Origin of the sequence: Serratia sp. 1D1416, assembly GCF_003641105.1 — a bacterium.
Classification (GTDB): Bacteria; Pseudomonadota; Gammaproteobacteria; order Enterobacterales; family Enterobacteriaceae; genus Serratia; species Serratia ficaria.
Genome location: NZ_CP032738.1, coordinates 3,336,412 through 3,359,837 on the forward strand (window position 1 = coordinate 3,336,412; position 23,426 = coordinate 3,359,837).

At 58.5% G+C, this 23,426-nt stretch carries 18 protein-coding genes and 1 pseudogene; 13 read left to right on the top strand and 6 right to left on the bottom strand.

Annotated features, from left to right (window positions below):
- Position 1: 1 nt before the first annotated feature.
- Positions 2-1,407, bottom strand: a pseudogene (locus D7I37_RS16115) (VOC family protein).
- 527 nt (positions 1,408-1,934) lie between these two features.
- Between D7I37_RS16115 and D7I37_RS16120 the strand changes: the two are divergent.
- Both D7I37_RS16120 and D7I37_RS16125 read left to right on the top strand, forming a co-directional pair.
- On the top strand, positions 1,935-2,144 hold the full coding sequence (locus tag D7I37_RS16120; RefSeq protein WP_004942663.1) for a cold-shock protein: 210 nt from the start codon (positions 1,935-1,937) through the stop codon (positions 2,142-2,144).
- Positions 2,145-2,365: 221 nt separating this feature from the next.
- Positions 2,366-2,587 carry a cold-shock protein gene (locus D7I37_RS16125; RefSeq protein WP_061798050.1) on the top strand — a complete coding sequence of 74 codons (222 nt, stop codon included), beginning with the start codon at positions 2,366-2,368 and terminating at the stop codon, positions 2,585-2,587.
- A gap of 293 nt (positions 2,588-2,880) precedes the next feature.
- On the opposite strand, the gene D7I37_RS16130 is transcribed toward D7I37_RS16125, so the two are convergent.
- Positions 2,881-3,561, bottom strand: a complete 681-nt coding sequence (locus D7I37_RS16130; RefSeq protein ID WP_129543993.1) for a hypothetical protein — start codon at positions 3,559-3,561, stop codon at positions 2,881-2,883.
- A 234-nt stretch (positions 3,562-3,795) separates the two neighbouring features.
- Between D7I37_RS16130 and D7I37_RS16135 the strand changes: the two genes are divergently transcribed.
- The 4 genes from D7I37_RS16135 (at position 3,796) to D7I37_RS16150 (ending at position 7,294) form a co-directional block, all read left to right on the top strand.
- A complete protein-coding gene (locus D7I37_RS16135) occupies positions 3,796-5,022 on the top strand; it encodes a winged helix-turn-helix domain-containing protein (protein WP_129543994.1) in 1,227 nt (408 codons plus the stop codon).
- Between the two features lie 300 nt (positions 5,023-5,322).
- Positions 5,323-5,505, top strand: coding sequence for a Trm112 family protein (locus D7I37_RS16140; protein WP_061798044.1), 183 nt, complete (start codon positions 5,323-5,325; stop codon positions 5,503-5,505).
- A complete protein-coding gene (kdsB, locus tag D7I37_RS16145; RefSeq protein ID WP_061798043.1) occupies positions 5,502-6,251 on the top strand; it encodes a 3-deoxy-manno-octulosonate cytidylyltransferase in 750 nt (249 codons plus the stop codon). The genes D7I37_RS16140 and kdsB overlap by 4 nt, the downstream gene beginning before the upstream one ends.
- Positions 6,252-6,397: 146 nt before the next feature.
- Complete coding sequence (locus tag D7I37_RS16150; protein ID WP_095096795.1) at positions 6,398-7,294, top strand: YcbJ family phosphotransferase; 897 nt, start codon at positions 6,398-6,400, stop codon at positions 7,292-7,294.
- A 5-nt stretch (positions 7,295-7,299) separates the two neighbouring features.
- Here the strand turns inward: D7I37_RS16150 and elyC are convergent, their stop codons facing one another.
- Positions 7,300-8,073 (bottom strand): envelope biogenesis factor ElyC, encoded by a 774-nt coding sequence (gene elyC, locus D7I37_RS16155; RefSeq protein ID WP_061798041.1) that lies wholly within the window; start codon positions 8,071-8,073, stop codon positions 7,300-7,302.
- Positions 8,074-8,224: 151 nt separating this feature from the next.
- On the opposite strand from elyC, the gene cmoM reads away from it, so the two are divergent.
- The 7 genes from cmoM (at position 8,225) to D7I37_RS16190 (ending at position 18,982) form a co-directional block, all read left to right on the top strand.
- The gene (gene cmoM / locus D7I37_RS16160; RefSeq protein WP_061798039.1) at positions 8,225-9,010 is read left to right on the top strand and encodes a tRNA uridine 5-oxyacetic acid(34) methyltransferase CmoM; all 786 of its coding nucleotides are present in this window, start codon (positions 8,225-8,227) and stop codon (positions 9,008-9,010) included.
- Positions 9,007-10,329: a chromosome partition protein MukF gene (mukF, locus tag D7I37_RS16165; protein WP_061798038.1), complete on the top strand. Its 1,323-nt coding sequence runs from the start codon at positions 9,007-9,009 to the stop codon at positions 10,327-10,329. The genes cmoM and mukF overlap by 4 nt, the downstream gene beginning before the upstream one ends.
- Positions 10,310-11,038, top strand: a complete 729-nt coding sequence (gene mukE / locus D7I37_RS16170) for a chromosome partition protein MukE (protein ID WP_061798037.1) — start codon at positions 10,310-10,312, stop codon at positions 11,036-11,038. Before mukF ends, mukE begins: the two co-directional genes overlap by 20 nt.
- Positions 11,035-15,483, top strand: coding sequence for a chromosome partition protein MukB (gene mukB / locus D7I37_RS16175; protein WP_061798036.1), 4,449 nt, complete (start codon positions 11,035-11,037; stop codon positions 15,481-15,483). Before mukE ends, mukB begins: the two co-directional genes overlap by 4 nt.
- A gap of 221 nt (positions 15,484-15,704) precedes the next feature.
- Positions 15,705-17,537 (top strand): L,D-transpeptidase, encoded by a 1,833-nt coding sequence (gene ldtD, locus D7I37_RS16180; RefSeq protein WP_061798034.1) that lies wholly within the window; start codon positions 15,705-15,707, stop codon positions 17,535-17,537.
- A gap of 180 nt (positions 17,538-17,717) precedes the next feature.
- A complete protein-coding gene (locus D7I37_RS16185; protein ID WP_095096804.1) occupies positions 17,718-18,266 on the top strand; it encodes a YcbK family protein in 549 nt (182 codons plus the stop codon).
- 68 nt (positions 18,267-18,334) lie between these two features.
- Complete coding sequence (locus D7I37_RS16190) at positions 18,335-18,982, top strand: MBL fold metallo-hydrolase (protein WP_061798032.1); 648 nt, start codon at positions 18,335-18,337, stop codon at positions 18,980-18,982.
- 72 nt (positions 18,983-19,054) lie between these two features.
- Here the strand turns inward: D7I37_RS16190 and D7I37_RS16195 are convergent, their stop codons facing one another.
- The 3 genes from D7I37_RS16195 to asnS form a co-directional block, all read right to left on the bottom strand.
- Positions 19,055-20,245 (bottom strand): amino acid aminotransferase, encoded by a 1,191-nt coding sequence (locus tag D7I37_RS16195; protein WP_061798031.1) that lies wholly within the window; start codon positions 20,243-20,245, stop codon positions 19,055-19,057.
- Positions 20,246-20,489: 244 nt separating this feature from the next.
- Entirely contained in the window at positions 20,490-21,599 is a 1,110-nt protein-coding gene (gene ompC / locus D7I37_RS16200) for a porin OmpC (protein ID WP_305792261.1), read from the bottom strand.
- A 301-nt stretch (positions 21,600-21,900) separates the two neighbouring features.
- On the bottom strand, positions 21,901-23,301 hold the full coding sequence (asnS, locus tag D7I37_RS16205; RefSeq protein WP_061798028.1) for an asparagine--tRNA ligase: 1,401 nt from the start codon (positions 23,299-23,301) through the stop codon (positions 21,901-21,903).
- Positions 23,302-23,426: the final 125 nt, after the last annotated feature.

Genomic DNA, 23,426 nt, shown 5'->3' on the forward strand with positions numbered 1-23,426 from the left:
CTCACTCCGCCAGCGCGCCAAGTCCCAGGGCTTGCGCGCAGGCTTCCAGCGAGCGCTGTTGCGTTTGCTGATACAGCGTCAGTTCATCGATCACTTCCGCGCCCAGCGCCTGTTCAAACGCCGCTCTGCTTGAGGCCGCGTTGTACTGCGCGTGCCGGCTGTCACCCAGGTTGGATTGGAAAATGCCCGCCGCGCTGACCGGCAGGAAATCTTCGTATACCAACGGTTGGAAGCGAATATATTCCTGGGCGATCAGCTGCTCCAGCGTGCTGTGCTTATCCAGCGACTCTTTGGCCGCCAGCCCGCATTCGGTCGGGTAGTAACGGAACCAGGCCAGCTGCTGGTCGCGCAGCGTGGCGTAGTCGTCCGGAAACGCCTGGAAGTTTTCCGCCAGCAGTTGGTTGTAGCGCTCGGCGTTTTTTTCGCTCGGCGGCGCCTGCAGCGCATCGTTGGTGGCCTGCAGCAGGCGGTCATAGAGCGCTCGCCCTTTGGGCGTCAGGGCGACGCCGCGTTGTTCAATCTCGCCGAAGCGGGCGGTATGATGGCCGGCGACGGCGTGGCCGTCAGGCTCAATGAAGTCGACGCTTTCTTCCAGCGCCTTGAAACTGGTCTGGCGCAGCAGGATAGGGCGGCGGCGCGGCGGCGGGCCTTCAACCACCGCTTTCGGCGTGATGCCGCGGCCGGGCATCGCGCGCTGTACGCGGTCAATATCCAGCGTGCGCGGCGTCAGGTGATTGATGTGCGGCCCTTTGAACGCCACGACGTCGGCGATCAGGCGATGCTGATCGTGCAGCCGCTGGTATTCGGCGGCGCTGACCGTCGCCCGGCTGTGCCAGCGGAAGGTTTCCAGCGCTTGCTCGACGAACTCCTGCGCCTGCGCCTCGTCCAGCCCCCCTGCGCTTCCTGCAGGACAATCAGTTCCAGCGCCCGTTCGGTAAAGATGCGGCGGCGGGCCAGCAACTGCTGCGCCAGCTCACGCAGTGCGGGATCCTCGATCAGCTCCAGACGCAGCAAGGAGGTAAAGACTCGAAATGGGCTGATCTGCAGCGCATCCTCGTGCACCGCGCGAAAGGCGGTGGAATGTACCGGAACGCCGGCCACGGCCAGATCGTAATAGCCGACCGGCTCCATGCCCATCACCCGGAACAAACGCCGCAGCGTGGCCAGCTCGGCAGGGGTGCCGACCCGGATTGCGCCGTGGCGCTCCATGGCCAGCCGCTCGATTTCGCCGGTAATTTGCAGCTGATGAGCCAATGCGGCGTCTTCGCGCAGGACCTGTCGGTTGGTTTCCGCCACCAGCTCCAGCAAATCGCCATACAGGGGTACCTCTTTCTGGTACATGTCTGACATGGCATGGGAGAATCTGGCGCGAATTTCATTCGGTGAGACGAACTGCTGGGCGGTCATGCGCATAGCTCCTTGATTCAGCATAATCTGAAAAATTGTTTTTTTGGCGGCAAAAGTGCTGGCCTAAAGGCCATCCGCCTTGTTTTCACCTCAAGTTTAGCCATCTCGCCTGGGATTTGTTATAGGTGGGGCAAGCATATTAGGTTTTTATGCGTTAGCTCTCATTTGCAGCCGCCCGGCAGCCAGGAACCCCCGTTTTGCCGAGAAAAATCCCGCCGGCGGCGAGCGAAAATTTGGAAATTAATTCATGCACAATCAGGGACATAAAAATTAATTCGCCGGGCTGACGAAATTTACTCGACAAAGCTCTTGTGCATTCACCAGTTTTATGAGTAAATGAAAGTCGGCCTGTGATACAGACCTATTTATGTTCGAGTTTAGAGTTAAGCAGTTCCTCCAAAAACGTTATCATCCGATTCCGCTTCAAAGACGAACCTTCTAAGTACCTCCCATAAGTAATGTTTCTGAAAACGGCCACGATTGCCTCTTATGGCAGGTTTTGTAAATATATTTAAAAGGTAAATGTAATGTCTAAGAAGACGGGTCAGGTTAAGTGGTTCAACGAAAGCAAAGGTTTTGGTTTCATTGAGCAGAACGACGGCGGCAAAGATGTATTCGTGCATTTCTCCGCTATCGCGACCGACGGTTTCAAGACCCTGGCTGAAGGCCAGCGTGTCGAGTACAGCATCCAGGACAGCCCGCGCGGGCCGGCTGCCGCCAACGTAGTTGCTCTGTAAGTAAACAGGGAACGCGTAGAGAGAACTTGATACAACCATGAAGAGGCGCCGAGCCGATTCATTGCGGAAGATATTAAGTTCAACAAGCCCGCCATAGTGCGGGTTTTTTTATTTTTTGCTCATGAGAGGTTTGTTACGAAAAACTTTAGGATGGGCTGGTAGCGTCCAAACAATAATAAAAATGACGTTGTTACGGATGCTCAAGTAAAAGGATATAAGTTATGTTTAAAAATACTATGTTAAAAATGGGCCGTGTGAAATGGTTTAATCAGGCTGAAGGCTATGGTTTTATTTCACCGGTAGACGGCAGCGACGAAATCTATGTAAACCGTCATGCCATCGCCAATACCAAGAATAAATCGTTGAACGAAGGTCAGAACGTCGAGTTCTCGATCTATCGCAGCTCTCACGGGCTGTCTGCAGCAGACGTTATCGCGTTCTGATCCCCCTTCCTCGCCAGTGCGGGTGCCGCCACCCCAGGCACTGGCGAAGATAAATATCCAGGCCATCCACCTGCGTTGGTCTCGCTACTTTGATTAAATCCCATCGTGTATTTTGTCAGCTAGTTTGTACACTAAAAAAGCTGCGACAAATCCCAAGCAAGATATCCCGGCAAAGATGAACCTGAACTCAGATTCAGAGATCAGCAGGAACCATAAAATGAAGCCAATCGTAGCGAGGATTATGCAGTCACTAACTCCGGCAATACCACGAGACAGGAAGCGTTTAATCAGGTTCATTTCCATTTTACCTTTTGGAAGAAATACTGTGCTACCTCGTCAAAAAGCTGACGGTTTCGATGCCAGATGCTTGTGGCATCCTCAAACGGGCGAACCCTTTTCTCTATTAAAAAATACAATAAGTCCAGGTCTCCTAACCTCCTGAGGTAACTATATAATTCTGGATCGCGCAGGCTTAACTCACGGGAAGAATAAACGGCTCGTGACATCAGCGCTCCGAACGAGAGCATGGCCGAGAATGAGAAGCCAACGACCATTTTAGTCGCGAGATTGCTGGCGAACATCCCGCCAACATTGCCCAAGATTAAGCGGTTTGCGATCACACTACCGGCAAGATGCCCAGAGCCATTCACTGCGATATTCTTTAGTTTTTCAACGTTAATCTTATCCAGATATCGGCGGATAATAATATTGGCTATTTTCTCAAGGCTCTTTACGTTGGCAGAGCCTTTTTGGATAAGCCTTATGCAACGCTCCTTGTCCACGCCGTTAATCGTGCGGTGTTCAGTGTCAAGAAAATCATAACCGAGGTAGTACAGATCTACGGGTAACTCCAAGGCACCGCTGGCAAAGCTGCGGATAAAATTGCTTTTAACGTTTATCGAGTCAGCCATTTTATTCGCCAGTTCTTTCGCGTTCGTCGTCAACTTAGCTGTCCCTATAGGTTCAATATCCATTGGCGAGAACACCCACCATCCATTAGCAGTGTTGTACCATAACCAACGTCGTCTGAGGTTTCAATTGTGGGCCATCTGGAAATGATGCCTATCTGTCACCGACAGGCCAGACGTTATCGCGTTCTGATCCCCCTTCCTCGCCAGTGCGGGTGCCGCCACCCCAGGCACTGGCGAAGATAAATCTTTCGATATCCACTATTATCAAGCGATTGTTTGGTCACTATGGATGTCAGGATGAATACCCCGGTTATTTCCCTCGCTTCCGCCCGCGCGCTGCATCTCGCCGCCCAGGGGCTGCTCTCTCCACTCAAACGCCAGGCCAGACCCGACGACGTAGTCACCGCCATTCAACGCATGGGGCTGCTGCAGATCGACACCATCAGCGTGGTGGCCCGCAGTCCTTATCTGGTGTTGTTCAGTCGCCTGGGAGATTACCGGCCGGAATGGCTGGAACAGGCGCTGGCCGGCCGCAGGCTGTTTGAATATTGGGCGCACGAAGCCTGTTTTTTACCGATTGAGGATTTTGGCCTGCTGCGCCATCGCATGCTGCAGCCGCAGGGCATGGGCTGGAAATATTCCATCGACTGGGTGCGCGAGCATCAAACGGCGATGGATGACCTGCTCCGGCATATCGCCGAGCAGGGAGCGGTGCGCTCGGCCGACTTCAACGCGAACGGAAAGGGCAGCAGCGGCTGGTGGGACTGGAAGCCGGAAAAGCGTCACCTCGAGACCCTGTTCACCGCCGGCAAGCTGATGGTGGCCGAACGGCGTAATTTCCACCGCGTCTACGACCTGACCGAGCGCCTGTTGCCGCAGTGGGATGACCGGCGTCATACCCTGGCGGAAGAGCCCGCGCGGCGGGAAATGCTGAGCCGCAGCTGCCGTTATCTGGGCATTTTTCGGGCCGAATGGCTGGCGGATTATTACCGGCTCAAGCGCGTGGCGCCGAAGGCGCTGCTGGCGTCGCTGCAGCAGCAGGGCGACATCTTGCCGGTGCGGGTCGAGGGGCTGGACGCGCAGTTTTATGTCCATCGTTCGCTGACGGCGGCGCTGCAGCAGGCCGAGCAGGGCGAGCTCAGGTCCAGCGTAACCAGCCTGCTGTCGCCCTTCGATCCGGTGGTTTGGGATCGCCGGCGGGCGCTGGAGCTGTTTAATTTCGATTATCGTCTGGAATGCTACACGCCAAAAGAGAAGCGCCGCTATGGCTACTTCACCCTGCCTGTTTTGCAGCGCGGCGAGCTGGTGGGGCGTATCGACGCGAAAATGCATCGCCGGCAGAAGGTGTTTGAAATCATCAGTTTCCATCCCGAACCGCAGGTACGGCTTGGCAAGCTGCGGGCGCAGGACATCCGGCAGGCGATTACCCGCAGCGCAAAATGGCATGGCGCGCAGCGTGTCGCGCTGGGCGACGTTCCGGCGGCGCTGGCCGGCGAGTGGGGGGAGGGTTGGGAGCTCGGGTAACGAACGGCGTTGCCAGCGGGGGGTAAAACGGATTGCAGCGCCGCTCGTTATTGTCTGGCCTCAGTGGCTGAAATTAGCGAACAAGGCGATGATTTTGTGCAGACGTTTGATCATGTCAGAGGGTCTTTTGTGTGATGTGCATCACAAAATTCTACGCCGCCGCGCCGTCTGATTCAAGCTCTCTCGTCAATGCCGCGGGCAAATATCGGCGGGCCGCAACAGCCGGTGATTAACCTGCGGCCCGCCGTTATGGTATCCTCATCCACTTTCCCGATGACGTATCTCCACCCTGGAGGAAACATGGACCACCGTTTACTCGAAATCGTTGCCTGCCCAGTCTGCAACGGTAAGCTCTATTTCAATAAAGAAAACCAGGAACTGGTCTGCAAAGTGGATGGCCTGGCCTATCCGCTGCGCGACGGCATTCCGGTATTGTTGGAGAACGAAGCGCGCGCGCTGTCAGTGGATGAGAAACACGCATGAGTTTCATCGCTATTATTCCAGCTCGTTACGCGTCGACCCGTTTACCGGGTAAACCGCTGGCCGACATCCACGGCAAGCCGATGGTGGTGCACGTGATGGAGCGCGCACGCGAATCCGGCGCCAGCCGCGTGATCGTGGCGACCGACCACCCGGACGTCGCCAAAGCAGTGGAAGCCGCGGGCGGTGAAGTGTGCATGACCAGCCCGGATCACCATTCCGGCACCGAGCGCCTGGCGGAGGTCATTGAACATTACGGTTTCGCCGATGACCAAATCATCGTTAACCTGCAGGGCGACGAACCGATGATCCCACCGGTGATCGTGCGTCAGGTGGCGGAGAACCTGGCCGGCAGCAGCGCCGGCATGGCGACGCTGGCGGTGCCGATCGACAGCGCGGAAGAAGCGTTCAATCCGAATGCGGTTAAAGTGGTGATGGACGCCCAGGGCTACGCGCTGTATTTCTCGCGCGCCACCATACCCTGGGATCGCGAGCGTTTCGCCAAATCGCAAGAGACCGTCGGCGATAGCCTGCTGCGCCACATCGGCATTTACGCCTACCGCGCCGGCTTCGTACGCCGTTACGTCAGCTGGGAGCCGAGCCGGCTGGAACAGATCGAGCTGTTGGAACAGCTGCGGGTGCTGTGGTACGGCGAGAAGATCCACGTAGCGGTCGCCAAGGCGATCCCGACCGTGGGTGTCGATACGCCGGAAGATCTGCAGCGCGTGCGCGACAGCATCAAACCTTGAGCCTTTGATTGACCGCCGGCGCGTCACGCAGCGCGCCGGCGAAGTGCCCCTGCCTGATCCCCGTTTTGTTGATCTGCGTTGAAGTATTTTTCCGCTCACCGTTCGATGATGTTACGCGTCCCCTTTTAACCTGAGGTTATGGCCTTATGGAGCAGTTACGCGCTGAACTGAGCATCGTGCTGGGTGAGTCGATCAGCCGGTTGGAACGGATTAGCGAGCAGCCTTACGCGCACATGTACTCGCTGTACGATCGGCAGGGCAACGCTATCCCCCTGATGGCGAAAAGCTTTGTCTGCCAGGGCATCGCCCAGCAGGAGGCCTATAAGCTGTCGATGCTGGCGCGCGAAGGGGATATCCGTTTGCCGACGGTCTATGGCGTGGTCTACACCCACCAGGCGCCCTATAAAGAAATTCTGCTGATTGAGCGGCTGCGCGGCGTATCGGCCGAAGCGCCGACGCGCACGCCGGATCGCTGGCAGATGCTGATGGAGCAGATCGTCGACGGGATATTGACCTGGCACCGCATCGACAGCCACGGCAGCGTCGGCAGCGTCGACAGCACCCAGGAAAATGACTGGTTCTGCTGGTACCAGCAGCGGGTCGAAGTGCTGTGGTCGACGATCGTCAATCTTCACACTCCGCAGTTGACCATGGCCGATCGCCGTTTGCTGTACCGCACCCGCGAATCGTTGACCCATTTCTTTATCGGTTTTGACGATCCCTGCGTGCTGGTGCACGGCAACCTGTCGTTGCGCAGCATGTTGAAGGATGCCAAAAGCGATCAGCTGTTGGCGATGCTCAATCCCGGCATGGTGCTGTGGGCGCCGCGCGAATACGATCTGTTCCGGCTGTGCGAGCCGGGAATGCCGAACCAGCTGCTGTTCCATTATCTGCAGCGCGCGCCGGTGGCGGAGTCCTTCCTGGCGCGGCGCTGGCTGTATGTGGTGTGGGAGGCGGTGGGGCGCCTGATTCATACCGGCAAGCTGGAGCGGCAGCCGTTTGATTATGCGTCGCGGCAGCTGTTGCCCTGGCTGGCCGGCTGAGTCCGCTAATCGGCGCCGGTTTCGCCGGCGCCTTTCAGGCGCTGCCACAGGCTGCCCAGCGTTTCATACCATGCGCGTTCGCTGTGGCCGAGGAACATCGAGGACGGCATGATGCGGTCCCAGATATTCAGCGGCGAGGCGATCGCCAACTGATTGGCCGGCGCGGGAATAGGGTGCAGCCCCTTGGCGACGAAGAAGCGCATCGCCCGCGGCATATGGTTGGCCGACGTCACTAAAATGAACGGCTGCGCGCCGACCAGCGCCGCCACTTGTCCGGCTTCCTGTTCGGTATCCAGCGGGCGATCCAGGATCACGATGTCCTGCGCCGGCACGCCCAGGCTTTCCGCCACGCGCGCGGCGGTGGCGGCGTTGCTGAGCGTATTCGCGCCGCGGGCGCCGGTAAACACCATTTTGGCGCCCGGATGCGCGAGATAGAGCCTGACTCCTTCGGTTACCCGCGGCAGGCTGTTGCCGATCAGGTTCGAACTCGGCGCCCAGTCCGGGTTGTAGGTATAACCGCCCCCCAGCACCACGATAAAGTCGACCGGGTCATTGCCGCGATAGGTCCGGTATTCGGATTCGATCGGCCGCAGCAGCCGATCGGCCACCGGCTGCAGGCTGAAAAGCAGCAAAAACAGCCAACTCAACGTTAAAATCGTCTTGCCGCTTCTTTGCCAGCGGGTAAACCACAGCAGCAGCAACGCCAACCCCATCAACAGCATCAGGGCGGGTAACGGCATTAACAGGGCGCCGATGAACTTTTTCAGGTTGAACAGCATCGGAAATCAGATCCTTTTGGGTGAAAAAACGGCATCCGGGCATAAACAGGCCGCAAGAAGATACATTCTAAGCCAGTCTGTGCCAAAATAGCAGGTTTGAATGGGCTGGCGCTTTGCCCCCAGCAGGATAAGATCAGCGGAGCCGTAGTCCATGCAGGATCGCAATTTTGACGATATTGCTGAAAAGTTTGCGCGTAACATTTACGGCACCACCAAAGGGAAGATCCGTCAGGCCGTGGTTTGGCAGGATCTGACCGCGTTGCTGGCGCAGTTGCCGCAGCGCCCGCTGCGCATTCTGGATGCCGGCGGCGGCGAAGGCCATATGGCCTGCCAACTGGCAGAATTAGGACATCAGGTGTTGTTGTGCGATCTTTCTGGTGAGATGATCCAACGCGCCTCGCAGCTGGCCGAGCAGAAAGGTGTGAGCCAGAACATGCAATTCATACAAAGTTCGGCGCAGGATATCGCTCAACATTTGGAACAGCCGGTCGATCTGATATTGTTTCATGCAGTGCTTGAATGGATCGCCGAACCCGAAGCCGCGCTCCAGGCGTTATTCGACAGTCTGCTGCCGGGGGGCGCGCTGTCGCTGATGTTCTTTAACGCCAATGGCCTCTTGATGCGCAACGTGGTGTTGGGTAATTTCCAACTGGTGGATCCCGAGGTCAGAAGGCGCAGAAAACGTTCACTGTCGCCGCAGTATCCGCACAGTCCGCCGCAGGTGTACGGCTGGCTGGAGCGAATGGGCATGCGCATCGGCGGGAAAACCGGCGTGCGGGTGTTCCATGATTATCTGCAGAGCAGGCAGTTGCAGACACAAAAATTTGAAGAGTTATTGGCGCTTGAACAGCACTACTGCCGGCAGGAGCCGTACGTGAGTTTGGGGCGCTATATTCACGTCATGGCGCATAAACCAAACCTGAAGGACGAACTATGAGTGAATTTTCCCAGACAGTACCCGAACTGGTCGCCTGGGCACGGAAAAATGATTTCTCTATTTCGCTCCCTACGGAGCGTCTCGCATTTCTGCTCGCTATCGCCACCCTGAACGGCGAGCGGCTGGACGGCGAGATGAGCGAAGGTGAGCTGGTTGATGCATTTCGCCATGTCAGCAAAGGTTTCGAACAGACGCATGAAACGGTCGCCATCCGCGCCAACAATGCGATCAACGACATGGTGCGCCAGCGCCTGTTGAACCGCTTTACCAGCGAACTGGCGGACGGCAACGCGATTTACCGTCTGACGCCGCTGGGTATCGGCATTACCGATTACTATATTCGCCAGCGCGAATTTTCCACGCTGCGGCTGTCGATGCAGCTGTCGATCGTGGCGCAGGAGCTGAAGCGCGCCGCCGACGCCGCCGAAGAGGGCGGGGATGATTTCCATTGGCACCGCAACGTGTTTGCGCCGTTGAAATATTCGGTGGCCGAGATCTTCGACAGCATCGACATGACCCAACGGGTGATGGACGAACAGCAGCAGGGCGTGAAGGACGACATCGCGGCGCTGCTGAACCAGGACTGGCGCGCGGCGATCTCCAGCTGTGAGATGCTGCTGTCTGAAACCTCCGGCACCCTGCGCGAGCTGCAGGATACGCTGGAAGCGGCGGGCGACAAGCTGCAGGCCAACCTGCTGCGCATTCAGGACGCGACGTTGGGCGGCGCGGAGCTGGGCTTCGTCGACAAGCTGGTGTTCGATCTGCAGAGCAAGCTGGACCGCATCATCAGCTGGGGCCAACAGGCGATCGACCTGTGGATCGGCTATGACCGCCACGTGCACAAGTTTATCCGTACCGCCATCGATATGGATAAAAACCGCGTGTTCGCCCAGCGCCTGCGCCAGTCGGTGCAAAACTATTTCGACAACCCGTGGACGCTGACCCACGCCAACGCCGACCGTCTGCTGGATATGCGTGACGAAGAGCTGGCGCTGCGCAGTGAGGAAGTGACCGGGGAACTGCCGGCGGATTTGGAGTTCGAAGAGTTCAGCGAAATCCGCGAACAGCTGGCGGCGATGATCGAACAGGCGCTGAAGGTTTATCAGGAACAACAGATGCCGCTCAATCTTGGGGCGGTGATGCGCGATTATCTGGCGCAATATCCGCGTGCCCGTCATTTCGACGTGGCGCGTTTAGTGGTCGACCAGGCGGTGCGCCTCGGTGTGGCTGAAGCAGATTTCTCCGGGTTGCCGGCCGAATGGCAGGCAATCAATGATTACGGAGCCAAGGTCCAGGCCCATGTCATCGACAAATATTGAACAAGTAATGCCAGTCAAGCTGGCCAAGGCACTGTCCAACGCGCTGTTCCCGGCGCTGGATAGCCAACTGCGCGCGGGTCGTCACATCGGTATCGATGAGCTGGACAACCATGCCTTCTTAATGGACTTCCAGGATGAACTGGAAGAGTTTTACAACCGTTACAGCGTTGAGCTGATCCGGGCGCCGGAAGGATTCTTCTATCTGCGCCCGCGCTCCACCACCCTGATCCCGCGCTCGGTGTTGTCCGAGCTGGACATGATGGTCGGCAAGATCCTGTGCTACCTCTATCTCAGCCCGGAACGCCTGGCGCACGAGGGCATATTCAGCCATCAGGAGCTGTACGATGAGCTGCTGAGCCTGGCGGACGAGAGCAAATTGCTGAAGTTCGTCAACCAGCGTTCCACCGGCTCGGATCTCGATCGCCAGAAGCTGCACGAAAAGGTGCGCACCTCGCTGAACCGTCTGCGTCGTTTGGGCATGGTCTATTTCATGGGCAACGACAGCAGCAAGTTCCGCATCACCGAGGCGGTGTTCCGCTTTGGCGCCGATGTGCGCAGCGGCGACGATCCGCGCGAGGCGCAGCTGCGCATGATCCGCGACGGCGAGGCGATGCCGGTAGAGAACAGCCTGCTGCTGAACGATGAGAATGACGCTGAGGATCAGCAGGTCGATAACGCTCCCGACGGTGCAGAGGATGAACAGGAATGATTGAACGCGGTAAATTTCGCTCGCTGACGCTGGTTAACTGGAACGGCTTCTTCGCCCGCACCTTTGATCTGGACGAGTTGGTGACCACGCTGTCCGGCGGCAACGGGGCGGGGAAATCCACCACCATGGCGGCCTTCGTCACCGCATTGATCCCCGATTTGACGCTGTTGCACTTCCGCAACACCACCGAGGCGGGCGCCACCAGCGGTTCGCGCGATAAAGGCCTGCACGGCAAGCTGCGCGCCGGCGTCTGTTATTCGACGCTCGACGTGATCAACTCGCGCCACCAGCGCGTGGTGGTGGGCGTGCGTCTGCAGCAGGTGGCCGGGCGCGATCGCAAGGTCGACATCAAGCCGTTCACCATTCAGGGCCTGCCGACCGCGGTGCAGCCGACCGAACTCCTGACCCAGACGGTGGGCGAGCGTCAGGCGCGCGTGCTGTCGCTGCAGGAGCTGAAAGAGCGGGTTGAAGAGATGGAGGGGGTGCAGTTCAAGCAGTTCAACTCCATCACCGATTACCACTCCCTGATGTTCGATCTGGGCGTGATCCCTAAACGCCTGCGCTCCTCCGCGGACCGCAGCAAGTTCTACCGCCTGATCGAAGCCTCGCTGTACGGCGGCATCTCCAGCGCCATCACCCGCTCGCTGCGCGACTACCTGTTGCCGGAAAACAGCGGCGTGCGCAAGGCGTTCCAGGATATGGAAGCCGCGCTGCGCGAAAACCGCATGACGCTGGAAGCGATCCGCGTGACCCAGTCGGACCGCGACCTGTTCAAGCATTTGATTTCCGAAGCCACCTCCTATGTGGCGGCGGACTACATGCGCCACGCCAACGAACGCCGCATCCACCTGGACGGCGCGCTGGCGCTGCGCAGCGATCTGCTGGGCAGCCGCAAACAGCTGGCCGCCGAGCAGTATCGCCACGTAGAGATGGCGCGCGAGCTGGCGGAGCAGAGCGGCGCCGAATCCGATCTGGAAACCGACTACCAGGCCGCCAGCGATCACCTGAATCTGGTGCAGACGGCGATGCGGCAGCAGGAGAAGATCGAACGCTATGAGGGCGATCTGGAAGAGCTGACCTACCGTCTGGAAGAGCAGAACGAGGTGGTGGCCGAAGCCGGCGAACAGCAGGCCGAGAACGAAGCGCGCGCCGAGGCGGCCGAGCTGGAAGTGGATGAGCTGAAAAGCCAGCTCGCCGACTACCAGCAGGCGCTCGACGTGCAGCAGACCCGCGCCATTCAGTACCAGCAGGCGCTGCAGGCGCTGGAGCGCGCCCGCGGGTTGTGCCAACTGCCGGAGCTGACCGCCGACAACGCCGAACACTGGCTGGACACCTTCCAGGCGCGCGAGCAGGAAGCGACCGAAGCCCTGCTGATGCTGGAACAAAAGCTGAGCGTGGCCGACGCCGCGCACGGTCAGTTTGAACAGGCCTATCAGTTGGTGGGTAAAATCGCCGGCCAGGTCAGCCGCAGCGAAGCCTGGCAGTGCGCGCGCGAATTGCTGCGCGACTGGCCTTCGCAGCAGCACCTTGCCGAGCGTGTGCAGCCGCTGCGCCTGCGCCTGAGTGAGCTGGAACAGCGTTTGCGCTCCCAGCAAGACGCCGAACGCTTGCTGCAGGAGTTCTGCAAGCGCCACGGCCAGGAATATCAGCCGGACGATCTCGACGCGCTGCAGCAGGAGCTGGAAGAGCGTCTGGAATCGCTGTCGCAGAGCGTTAGCGAAGCCGGCGAACGCCGGATGGAAATGCGTCAGGAGCTGGAGCAGCTTCAGCAGCGCATCCGCGAACTGACGGCGCGCGCGCCGGTATGGCTGGCGGCGCAGGATTCCCTGAGCCAGCTCAGTGAACAAAGCGGCGAAGCGCTGGAAAGCAGCCAGCAGGTCACCGAGTACATGCAGCAGCTGCTGGAGCGCGAGCGTGAAACCACCGTCGAACGCGACGAAGTGGCGGCGCGCAAACGCCAAGTCGAAGCGCAGATCGAACGCCTCAGCCAGCCTGGCGGCGCCGAAGATCAACGGTTGGTTACCCTGGCCGAACGCTTTGGCGGCGTGTTGCTGTCTGAAATCTACGACGATGTCACCATCGACGACGCGCCGTACTTCTCGGCGCTGTACGGTCCTTCGCGCCACGCCATCGTGGTGCCGGATCTGTCGCTGGTGCGCGAGATGCTGGAAGGGTTGGAAGACTGCCCGGAAGATCTCTACCTGATCGAAGGGGACCCGCAGTCGTTCGACGACAGCGTATTCGCCGTCGAAGAGCAGGAGCGGGCGGTATTGGTGAAAACCGCCGACCGCCAGTGGCGTTACTCGCGTTATCCTGAGGTGCCGCTGTTCGGCCGCGCCGCGCGCGAAAACCGCCTGGAAGTGCTGCACGCCGAGCGCGAAACCTTGGCGGAGCGCTACGCCACGCTGTCGTTCGACGTACAGAAAACCCAGCGTTCGCATCAGGCCTTCAGCCGCTTTATCGGCACCCATCTGGCGGTGGCGTTCGACGCCGATCCGGAAGCGGAAATCCGCAGCCTGAACGGCCGCCGCGGCGAGATCGAACGCGCGCTGAACAACCATGAGGCGCAGAACCAGCAGCAGCGCCAGCAGTACGATCAGGCCAAAGAGGGCATTTCCGCGCTGAACCGCCTGACGCCGCTGGTTTCGCTGTTGAACGACGAAACCCTGCAGGATCGGGTGGAAGAAATCCGCGAAGAGCTGGAAGAGGCGCAGGACGCCGCGCGTCACATTCAGCAACACGGCGTTTCCCTGACCAAGCTGGAGCCGCTGTTGTCGGTGCTGCAGAGCGACCCGCAGCAACACGAACAGCTGCAGCAGGACTATGCGCAGGCGCAAAGCGTGCAGCGTCAGGCCAAGCAGCAGGCGTTTGCGCTCACCGAAGTGGTGCAGCGCCGCGCGCACTTCAGCTATACCGATTCCGCCGGTATGCAGAACGCCAACAACGATCTCAACGACAAGCTGCGTCAGCGTCTGGAGCAGGCGGAGGCGGAACGCGCGCGCGCGCGCGAACAGCTGCGCCAATACCAGAGCCAGTTCACCCAGTACAGCCAGGTGCTGGCCTCGCTGAAGAGCTCCTATGACGCCAAGCGCGACATGCTGAAAGAGCTGAGCCAGGAGCTGGTGGATATCGGCGTGCAGGCCGACGCCAATGCCGAAGCGCGTGCGCGTCAGCGCCGCGACGAACTGCACGCGGCGCTGAGCAACAACCGTGCGCGCCGCAACCAGCTGGAAAAACAGCTGACCTTCTGCGAAGCGGAAATGGACAGCCTGCAGAAGAAGCTGCGCAAGCTGGAACGCGATTATTATCAGCTGCGTGAGCAGGTGGTGACCGCCAAGGCGGGCTGGTGCGCCGTGATGCGCATGGTGAAAGACAACGGCGTAGAGCGCCGCCTGCACCGCCGCGAGCTGGCGTATATGGACGGCGACGAGCTGCGCTCGATGTCGGACAAGGCGCTCGGCGCGCTGCGCCTGGCGGTAGCGGATAACGAACACCTGCGCGACGTGCTGCGTCTGTCGGAAGATCCGAAGCGGCCGGAGCGCAAGATCCAGTTCTACATTGCGGTCTACCAACACCTGCGCGAGCGTATCCGCCAGGATATTATCCGCACCGACGATCCGGTCGAAGCCATCGAACAGATGGAGATCGAGCTGGGCCGTCTGACCGAAGAGCTGACCGCCCGCGAACAGAAGCTGGCGATCAGTTCCCGCAGCGTGGCCAACATCATTCGCAAGACCATTCAGCGCGAGCAGAACCGCATCCGCATGCTCAACCAGGGCCTGCAGGCGGTTTCCTTCGGCCAGGTGAAGAGCGTGCGGCTGAACGTCAACGTGCGTGAAGCGCACGCCACGCTGCTGGACGTGCTCTCCGAGCAGCAGGAGCAGCATCAGGATCTGTTCAACAGCAACCGCCTGACCTTCTCCGAGGCCCTGGCCAAGCTGTATCAGCGCCTGAACCCGCAGATCGACATGGGGCAGCGCACGCCGCAAACCATCGGCGAGGAGCTGCTGGATTACCGCAACTACCTCGAGCTGGAGGTGGAGGTGTTCCGCGGCTCCGACGGCTGGCTGCGCGCCGAAAGCGGCGCCTTGTCGACCGGGGAAGCCATAGGTACCGGGATGTCGATCCTGGTGATGGTGGTGCAGAGCTGGGAAGAAGAGTCGCGTCGCCTGCGCGGCAAAGACATCTCGCCTTGCCGTCTGCTGTTCCTCGATGAGGCGGCGCGTCTGGACGCCAAGTCCATCGCTACGCTGTTCGAGCTGTGCGACCGTCTGGAAATGCAGCTGATCATCGCGGCGCCGGAGAACATCAGCCCGGAAAAAGGCACCACCTACAAGCTGGTGCGCAAGGTGTTCCAGAACCATGAGCATGTGCATGTCGTGGGGCTGCGCGGCTTCGCCAGCGAGCCGCCGGCGTTGGGAAATGCGCCGGTAGAAACCCCTTAGCGTAAAAAAACGCGCTAATATTCTGAAAATAGCCGCCCCGGGGTGGCTATTTTTTTGTGCGCGTGGATGATAGACCTGCTTTTTTATCCGGTGAAAACCGGGTAGCTTAATGAAATAAACAGTTATTCGGCGCTCTGCGGGGCGAAATGGCCTTTCTGTTTGTATACTGAAACCATAAGCAGTTTTTGATGTATTTTTTGTGAGCATACAGGGGGCAAGGGATGTTGCTTAAAAATGGAAACTCAATACGGCGTCTGGCGCTGAGTTGCGCTATCGCATGTGGTCTTGCGTCGTCGTTACCCGCATGGGCAACCGTGCCGGCGTTTCCGGTGGCGTCATCTGGCATGTCCGTTGCGCAAAGCCGTTCGGAACTGTTGGCCGCCTTGCCGCGAGGCATGGCGCCGCACTACCTTTCAACCTTGGCTCCTCTCTACGCGGCGAATCATATGCAGCCGATGTGGCAGGATCGCGAGGCGGTGCAGCAGTTTCAACAGCAGTTGGCCGAGTTGGCGATGTCCGGCGTGCAGCCGCAGTTCACCCAATGGGTGAAAATGCTCACCGATCCGGCGATTAACGACGTGGGGCGCGACATTGTGTTGTCCGACGCCATGCTCGGCTATCTGCAGTTCGTTTCCGCCATCGGCGCCAACGGCAACAGCTGGCTCTACAGCAATATTCCCTACAAGCTCGGTCTGCCGCCGAACGCGGTGATCAACCAGTGGCAACTGGCGGTGCGCCAGGGCAGAACCCTGGGCTACGTCAATTCGCTGGCGCCGCAGCATCCGCAGTACGCCAAGATGCATCAAGCGCTGCGCGACATGCTGGCCAATAACCGGCCGTGGCCGCAGGTCGCCAACGGCCCGAGCCTGCGCCCCGGCCAGCTGAGCAATGACATTCCGGCGCTGCGCGAAATCCTCAAGCGCACCGGCATGCTGACCGATGCCGCGCCGGAAGCGCAGCCGGAGCCGGCGGTGGTGCTGGCGACGCGCAATGAGCCCGATGACGGCGGTCTGTCGGTCGATGAAGAGAAAAACCGCGAAAGCCAGGCGGCGGTCAGCCCGGCGGCGGCGCCGGTGCAGGATCTCAGCACCTCGCCCAACTCCGCGCTGATTACGCAGCCGACGGCGCCCGCGACGGTCAGCGATAACCTGTACACCGACGAATTGGTGGAAGGGGTCAAGCGCTTCCAGAAATGGCAAGGGCTGAGCGCCGACGGCGTGATCGGCGCGCGCACCCGCGAATGGCTGAATGTTTCACCGAAAACCCGCGCCGCGCTGCTGGCGTTGAATATCCAGCGCCTGCGCATCCTGCCGGGGCACGTCGGCACCGGGATTATGGTGAACATTCCCAATTATTCGCTGACCTACTACCAAAACGGCAACGAGGTGCTGTCTTCACGGGTGATCGTGGGGCGGCCGAGCCGTAAAACGCCGCTGATGAGCAGCGCGCTGAACAACGTGGTGGTCAACCCGCCGTGGAACGTGCCGACTACGCTGGTGCGCGAGGATATCGTGCCGAAGGCGATGCGCGACGGCAACTACTTCCAGAAACACGGCTATACCGTGCTTTCCGGCTGGAGCAACGACGCCGAGGTGATTAACCCGGCGATGATCGACTGGAGCATGGTTTCCGCGCGCAACTTCCCGTACCGGGTGCGCCAGGCGCCGGGCGCTACCAACTCGCTGGGGCGCTTCAAATTCAACATGCCAAGCTCGGACGCCATCTATCTGCACGATACGCCGAACCACAGCCTGTTCCAGAAAGACATTCGCGCGCTCAGCTCCGGCTGCGTGCGGGTGAACAAAGCGTCTGATTTGGCGAATATGCTGCTGCAGGACGCCGGCTGGAACAACAATCGCGTTTCTTCCACGCTGAAAGAGGGGAATACCACTTACGTGAATATTCGCCAGCGTATTCCGGTTAAATTGTATTATCTGACGGCTTGGGTTTCTGACGACGGCCAGCCGCAATTCCGTACAGATATTTACAATTATGATAATACGGTGAGATCGGGCGCACAAATTTTGGCCCAGGCCGAAAAATTAATGCAATAAATGCAGTAATTATAAATAAATAACGGTCAGAATGTTTGGCTATACCACAGGCCCCCTTACGCGGGGGCCCGTAAACCTAGGCGTATCGCGGGTTGACTCAGCATACGCAGGCGGTTATGGTTCGGACAGTGCGCTTTCTTGTGCATATTTTTTGACATTCTTGCCGGGTTTAACAGAGTCATGGACAAAATTGATCATCATCGCCGTAAATGGCTGGCGCTAGGCGGCGCAGCTATGGGCATAGCGCTGCTCCCTGGGCAGGCGTTCGCCAGTCTTTCTACCGCTCGTCCGCGTATTTTGGTATTGAATAACCTGCATACCGGTGAATCTATTAAAGCCGAGTTTTTCGACGGCAAAGGTTACAATAAAGAAGAGCTGGTGCGGCTTAATCATCTGTTCCGCGATTATCGCGCCAATAAGGTTAAATCGATCGATCCTCGCCTCTTTGACCATCTTTACCGCCTGCAGGGGCTGCTGGGCACCAGCAAGCCGGTGCAGCTGATTTCCGGTTACCGCTCTCTGGACACCAATAATGAACTGCGCGCGCATAGCCGCGGCGTGGCGAAGCACAGCTACCACACCAAGGGCCAGGCGATGGACTTCCATATTGAAGGCGTCCAGCTGAGCAATATCCGCAAAGCGGCGTTAAAAATGCGCGCCGGTGGTGTAGGATATTACCCACGTAGCAACTTTGTACACATCGATACCGGCCCGGTACGGACTTGGTAATCGCCTGTGCCGATAGGTGAACAGCGCCAGCCCGTGGGGTATGGCGCCGTTGTCGTTGTTGGAGCCTTATGAAATACCACATTATTCCCGTTACCGCCTTCAGCCAGAACTGCAGCCTGATCTGGTGCGAGCATAGCCAACAGGCGGCGCTGGTCGATCCCGGCGGCGAAGCGGAAAAAATCAAAGCTGAAGTGGCGAAGCAGGGCGTGACAATTTCGCAGATCTTGCTGACTCACGGCCATCTCGATCACGTTGGCGCCGCCGCTGAGCTGGCCGAACACTATCAGGTGCCGATCTACGGGCCGGATAAGGAAGACGCCTTTTGGCTGGATGGCCTGCCGGCGCAGAGCCGAATGTTTGGCCTGGAAGAGTGCGCGCCGCTGGCGCCCAACCGCTGGCTGGCCGAAGGCGATGAGGTGCAGGTCGGCGAGATGCATTTCAAGGTGCTGCATTGCCCTGGCCATACCCCGGGTCACATTGTCTTCATCAATGAGCAGGCGCGGCTGGCGCTGGTGGGCGATGTGCTGTTTAACGGCGGCGTCGGGCGCAGCGACTTCCCGCGCGGCGACCATCAGGCGCTGATCGACTCCATTCGCACCAAGCTGTTGCCGCAGGGCGACGACATGGCCTTTATTCCGGGCCATGGCCCGATGTCGACCTTCGGCCATGAGCGCCAGACCAACCCGTTCCTGCAGGAAGAACCGCCGGTTTGGTAACGGTTATTTCCCGGCAGAAATAACGAGGGGCGCATTGAGCGCCCCTTTTTCTTGGCTGCCGCGCGGCGATTGTCAGAGCACGGCGACGATGGCTTCACACAGCGGCGCCATGTTGTCCGGCGTCATGCCGGCAACGTTGACGCGGCCGGAGTTTACGGCGTAGACGCCGAACTCTTCACGCAGGCGCAGCACCTGTTCTTTGGTCAGGCCGCTGAACGAAAACATGCCGTTCTGGTTGATGATAAAGCCGAAGTCTTGCTGTGCGCCTTTCTCTTGCAGCGTGTTCACAAACAGCTGCCGCATGCGGTGGATGCGCTGACGCATATCGGTCAGTTCCTGCTCCCACAGCGCGCGCAGCGCGTCGTTGCTAAGGATGGTGGCGACCACCGCTGCGCCATGAGACGGCGGGTTAGAGTAGTTGGCGCGGATCGCCGCCTTCACCTGGCTGAACGCGCGGTCAGCGGTTTCCGCATCGGCGGCCACGATGGTGCAGGCGCCGACGCGCTCATTGTACAGGCCGAAGTTCTTCGAGTACGAGCTGGCGACGATCAGTTCCTGATGCTTGGCGGCGAAAATGCGCAGCCCTTCGGCATCTTCTTCCAGGCCCTTGGCGAAGCCCTGATAGGCGAAGTCGAACAGCGGCAGCCAGCCGTTGGCCACGGAGAGCTCAGCCAGCTGGGCCCACTGCTCGGCGGTAGGGTCGATGCCGGTCGGGTTATGGCAGCAGCCGTGGAACAGCACCACGTCGCCCGCCTGCGCCTGTTTCAGGCTATTGAGCAGGCCGTCGAAGTCCAGCGCGTGGTTGGCGGCGTCATAGTAGGCGTATTCCAGCACTTCCAGGCCGACTGCGCCGAAGACGTTTTTATGGTTCGGCCAGCTTGGGTTGCTGATCCAAATGCGCTTGGCGCTGGTCTGGTTGGCGATAAAGTCAGCCGCTACGCGCAGCCCGCCGGTGCCGCCAGGCGTTTGCGCGGTGCGTGCGCGCTTGTCGGCGACGATCGGGCTCTGTTTGCCGAACAGCAGCTCTTGCGTGCAGCTGGCGAACGCCGGGATGCCCTCAATGCCGAGATAATTCTTGGTGGTCTCATTTTCCAGCAGATACTGTTCAGCTTTTTTTACGCTGGTCAGCACCGGGGTTTTGCCGGTTTCATCTTTATAAACGCCAATCCCTAAGTTGATTTTATTTGGGCGGGCGTCGGCGCGGAAAATGTCGGTCAGGCCCAGGATCGGGTCGGCGGGTGCGGCAGTGATTTTTTCAAACATGTCAGGTGCTTCCAAATCTCGGAGTTAAGCAGACAGAGGCATCAGGGTAGCGCCAGTTTTCGGCTTTGCCAACCGTTTGCGACAAAAACACCGCGATGTTGCGAAGGCGGCGCATTAGGCAGGAAAAATGATGGGGAAGGGCAAATCGGCAGGATAAAAATTCACGCATGGCGTAAAAACAAAAACAGGGCCGAAGCCCTGTTTTTTTAACTTGTCCGACGGTGAACCGCCGTTAAGCGACAGCTTAGAACTGGTAAACCAGGCCTACACCAACGATGTCGTCGGTAGCGATTTTGTTAGCCTTGGTGAATTCGTTCTCGTCCAGCAGGTTGATTTTGTAATCAACGTAGGTGGACATGTTTTTGTTGAAGTAGTAGGTAGTACCAACAGAAACGTATTTAACCAGGTCAGCGTCGCCGCCGGCGAAGCGAGAGCCGTTAGCGGTGCGGCCAGCCAGGTCTTTACCTTTCGACTGCAGGTAAGACACTTCTGGGCGCAGACCGAAGTCGAACTGGTACTGTGCGGTCAGTTCGAAGTTCTGAGTTTTGTTGGCGATGGTGTTATCAGCTTCGCCGTATGGGGTCATGTTGCGGGTTTCGGCATACATGGCGGCCAGGTAGACGTTGTTGGCGTCGTATTTCGCGCCCACGGTCCATGCGTCGGCCTTGTCGCCTTTGGCGGTAGACAGATTAGTCTGATCGTCGGTACGGTCGGAAGACGCGTATGCGGCACCGAAGCTTACGCCTTCGCCGATGTCATAAGTTGAAGAGATACCCCAACCGTCGCCGTTTTGTTTCTTCAGAGCGCGGCTGTCGTTCTCGTTTTTACCCTGGTACTGAACGGCGAAGTTCAGACCGTCAACCAGACCGAAGAAGTTGTTGTTACGGTAGGTCGCAACGCCGTTGGTACGGCCGGTCATGTAGTTGTCGGAGAAGGTGTAGGTATCGCCACCGAACTCTGGCAGCATATCGGTCCAGCCTTCCACGTCGTACAGTACGCCGTAGTTGCGGCCGTAGTCGAATGAGCCGTAGTCAGCGAATTTCAGACCCGCGAAGCCCAGACGAGTCTTGGTGCCTTCGGTGCCCTGAGATTCAGCGTGGTTAGCCTGAACGTTGTATTCCCACTGGCCGTAACCGGTCAGTTGGTCAGTAATTTGGGTTTCACCTTTGAAGCCGAAACGAACATAGGTCTGATCGCCATCATTTTCTGTGTCGTCGGAGAAGTAGTGCAGACCGTCAACTTTGCCGTACAGATCCAGCTTGTTGCCGTCTTTGTTGTAGATTTCAGCTGCGTTTGCTGCACCAGCAGCTAACAGAGCCGGGATTACCACTGCAAGAATGTTGCGCTTCATCATTATTACCCTCATTGGTGTTATTCGGACACCTTTGCCACTGCCGCCAATAATTCTTTTGAACTATTGTTGATAGATTGGTGTCGTCCTGTGTCTGAACGCAGTGTTCCATTCAGCGGCGGGTTAATCTAGAACGAAAATGCTACGAATATACTAATGCGGTTTCAAAAAGAAAGTATTTGTAACAATATGTAATATTCAGGGAACTTTGTGACGGACGTCAATATTAAAAAATGCGAAAGGCCAGCAGAGCTGGCCTTTGTTTTGTAACAAAATCGGTTAAAAAAAAGTTTAAACTGATTAATTAGAAGCTTGCATTACGTGGCGTACGCGGGAACGGGATGACGTCGCGCACGTTTTGCACACCGGTCACATAGGCGATTAAACGTTCAAAGCCCAGGCCGAAACCGGCATGAGGAACGGTGCCGTAGCGACGCAGGTCGCGATACCACCAGTAATCTTCCTTATTCAGCCCCATGGCTTCCATGCGTTGATCCAGCACGTCCAGACGCTCTTCACGCTGAGCTCCGCCGATGATCTCGCCGATACCCGGCGCCAGCACGTCCATCGCCGCCACGGTTTTGCCGTCTTCGTTCATGCGCATGTAGAAGGCTTTGATGTCTTTCGGGTAGTTCTTCACCACCACCGGCGCCTTGAAGTGTTGTTCCGCCAGATAGCGCTCATGTTCGGACGACAGATCGATGCCCCAGGAAACCGGGTTTTCGAAGGTCTGGCCGGAGGCGATCAGGATCTCTACCGCCTCGGTGTAGTCCACCTGGGCGAAATCCGATGACACGAAACGTTTCAGACGATCGATAGCGTCTTTGTCTACGCGCTCGGCAAAGAACTGCATGTCGTCCATACGCTCATCCAGGACCGCCTGGAACACGTATTTCAGCATCTTCTCCGCCAGTTCGGCGATGTCGGCCAGGTTGGCGAAGGCGATTTCCGGCTCGATCATCCAGAACTCCGCCAGGTGGCGGCTGGTGTTGGAGTTTTCGGCGCGGAAGGTGGGGCCGAAGGTATAGATTTTTGACAGGGCGCAGGCATAGGCTTCGCCGTTCAACTGACCGGACACGGTCAGGAAGGCCTCTTTGCCGAAGAAGTCTTCGCTGAAGTCGACGGCGCCTTTATCGGTGCGCGGCAGGTTTTCCAGATCCAGCGTCGAAACGCGGAACATCTCGCCGGCGCCTTCGGTATCGGAGGCGGTGATCAGCGGGGTAGAGACCCAGAAGAAGCCGTTCTCGTGATAGAAACGGTGAATGGCCTGAGCCAGAGTATGGCGCACGCGCGCCACGGCGCCGATCAGGTTGGTGCGCGGACGCAGGTGCGCCACTTCACGCAGGTACTCGATGCTGTGGCGCTTGGCCGCCATCGGGTAGGTGTCCGGATCGTCAACCCAGCCGACCACCTTGATGGCGGTGGCCTGCAGTTCGAAACTCTGGCCTTCGCCCGGAGACGCGACGACTTTACCTGTCACTTCCACCGAGCAGCCGGTGGTCAGGTGCAGCACTTCATCCTGATAATTCGGCAGAGAATTATTAACGACGGCCTGTAACGGATCAAAGCAGGAACCGTCATAGACGGCCAGGAAGGAGATGCCAGCTTTAGAATCTCTCCGGGTACGTACCCAGCCGCGCACGGTGACTTCACTGTCAACCGCAGCACGACCTTGCAGTACGTCGACTACAGGCACTACGCTCATAGATTTCTCTCTTTAATATTTGGTTTAGAAATAGCTTACAACCCAAGAATATGGGGATGATTGCTATGTTACTTGCCGCGGTGCAGAGCACAAGCAGAAATCGCCGGATTGGCGCAACATTTCTC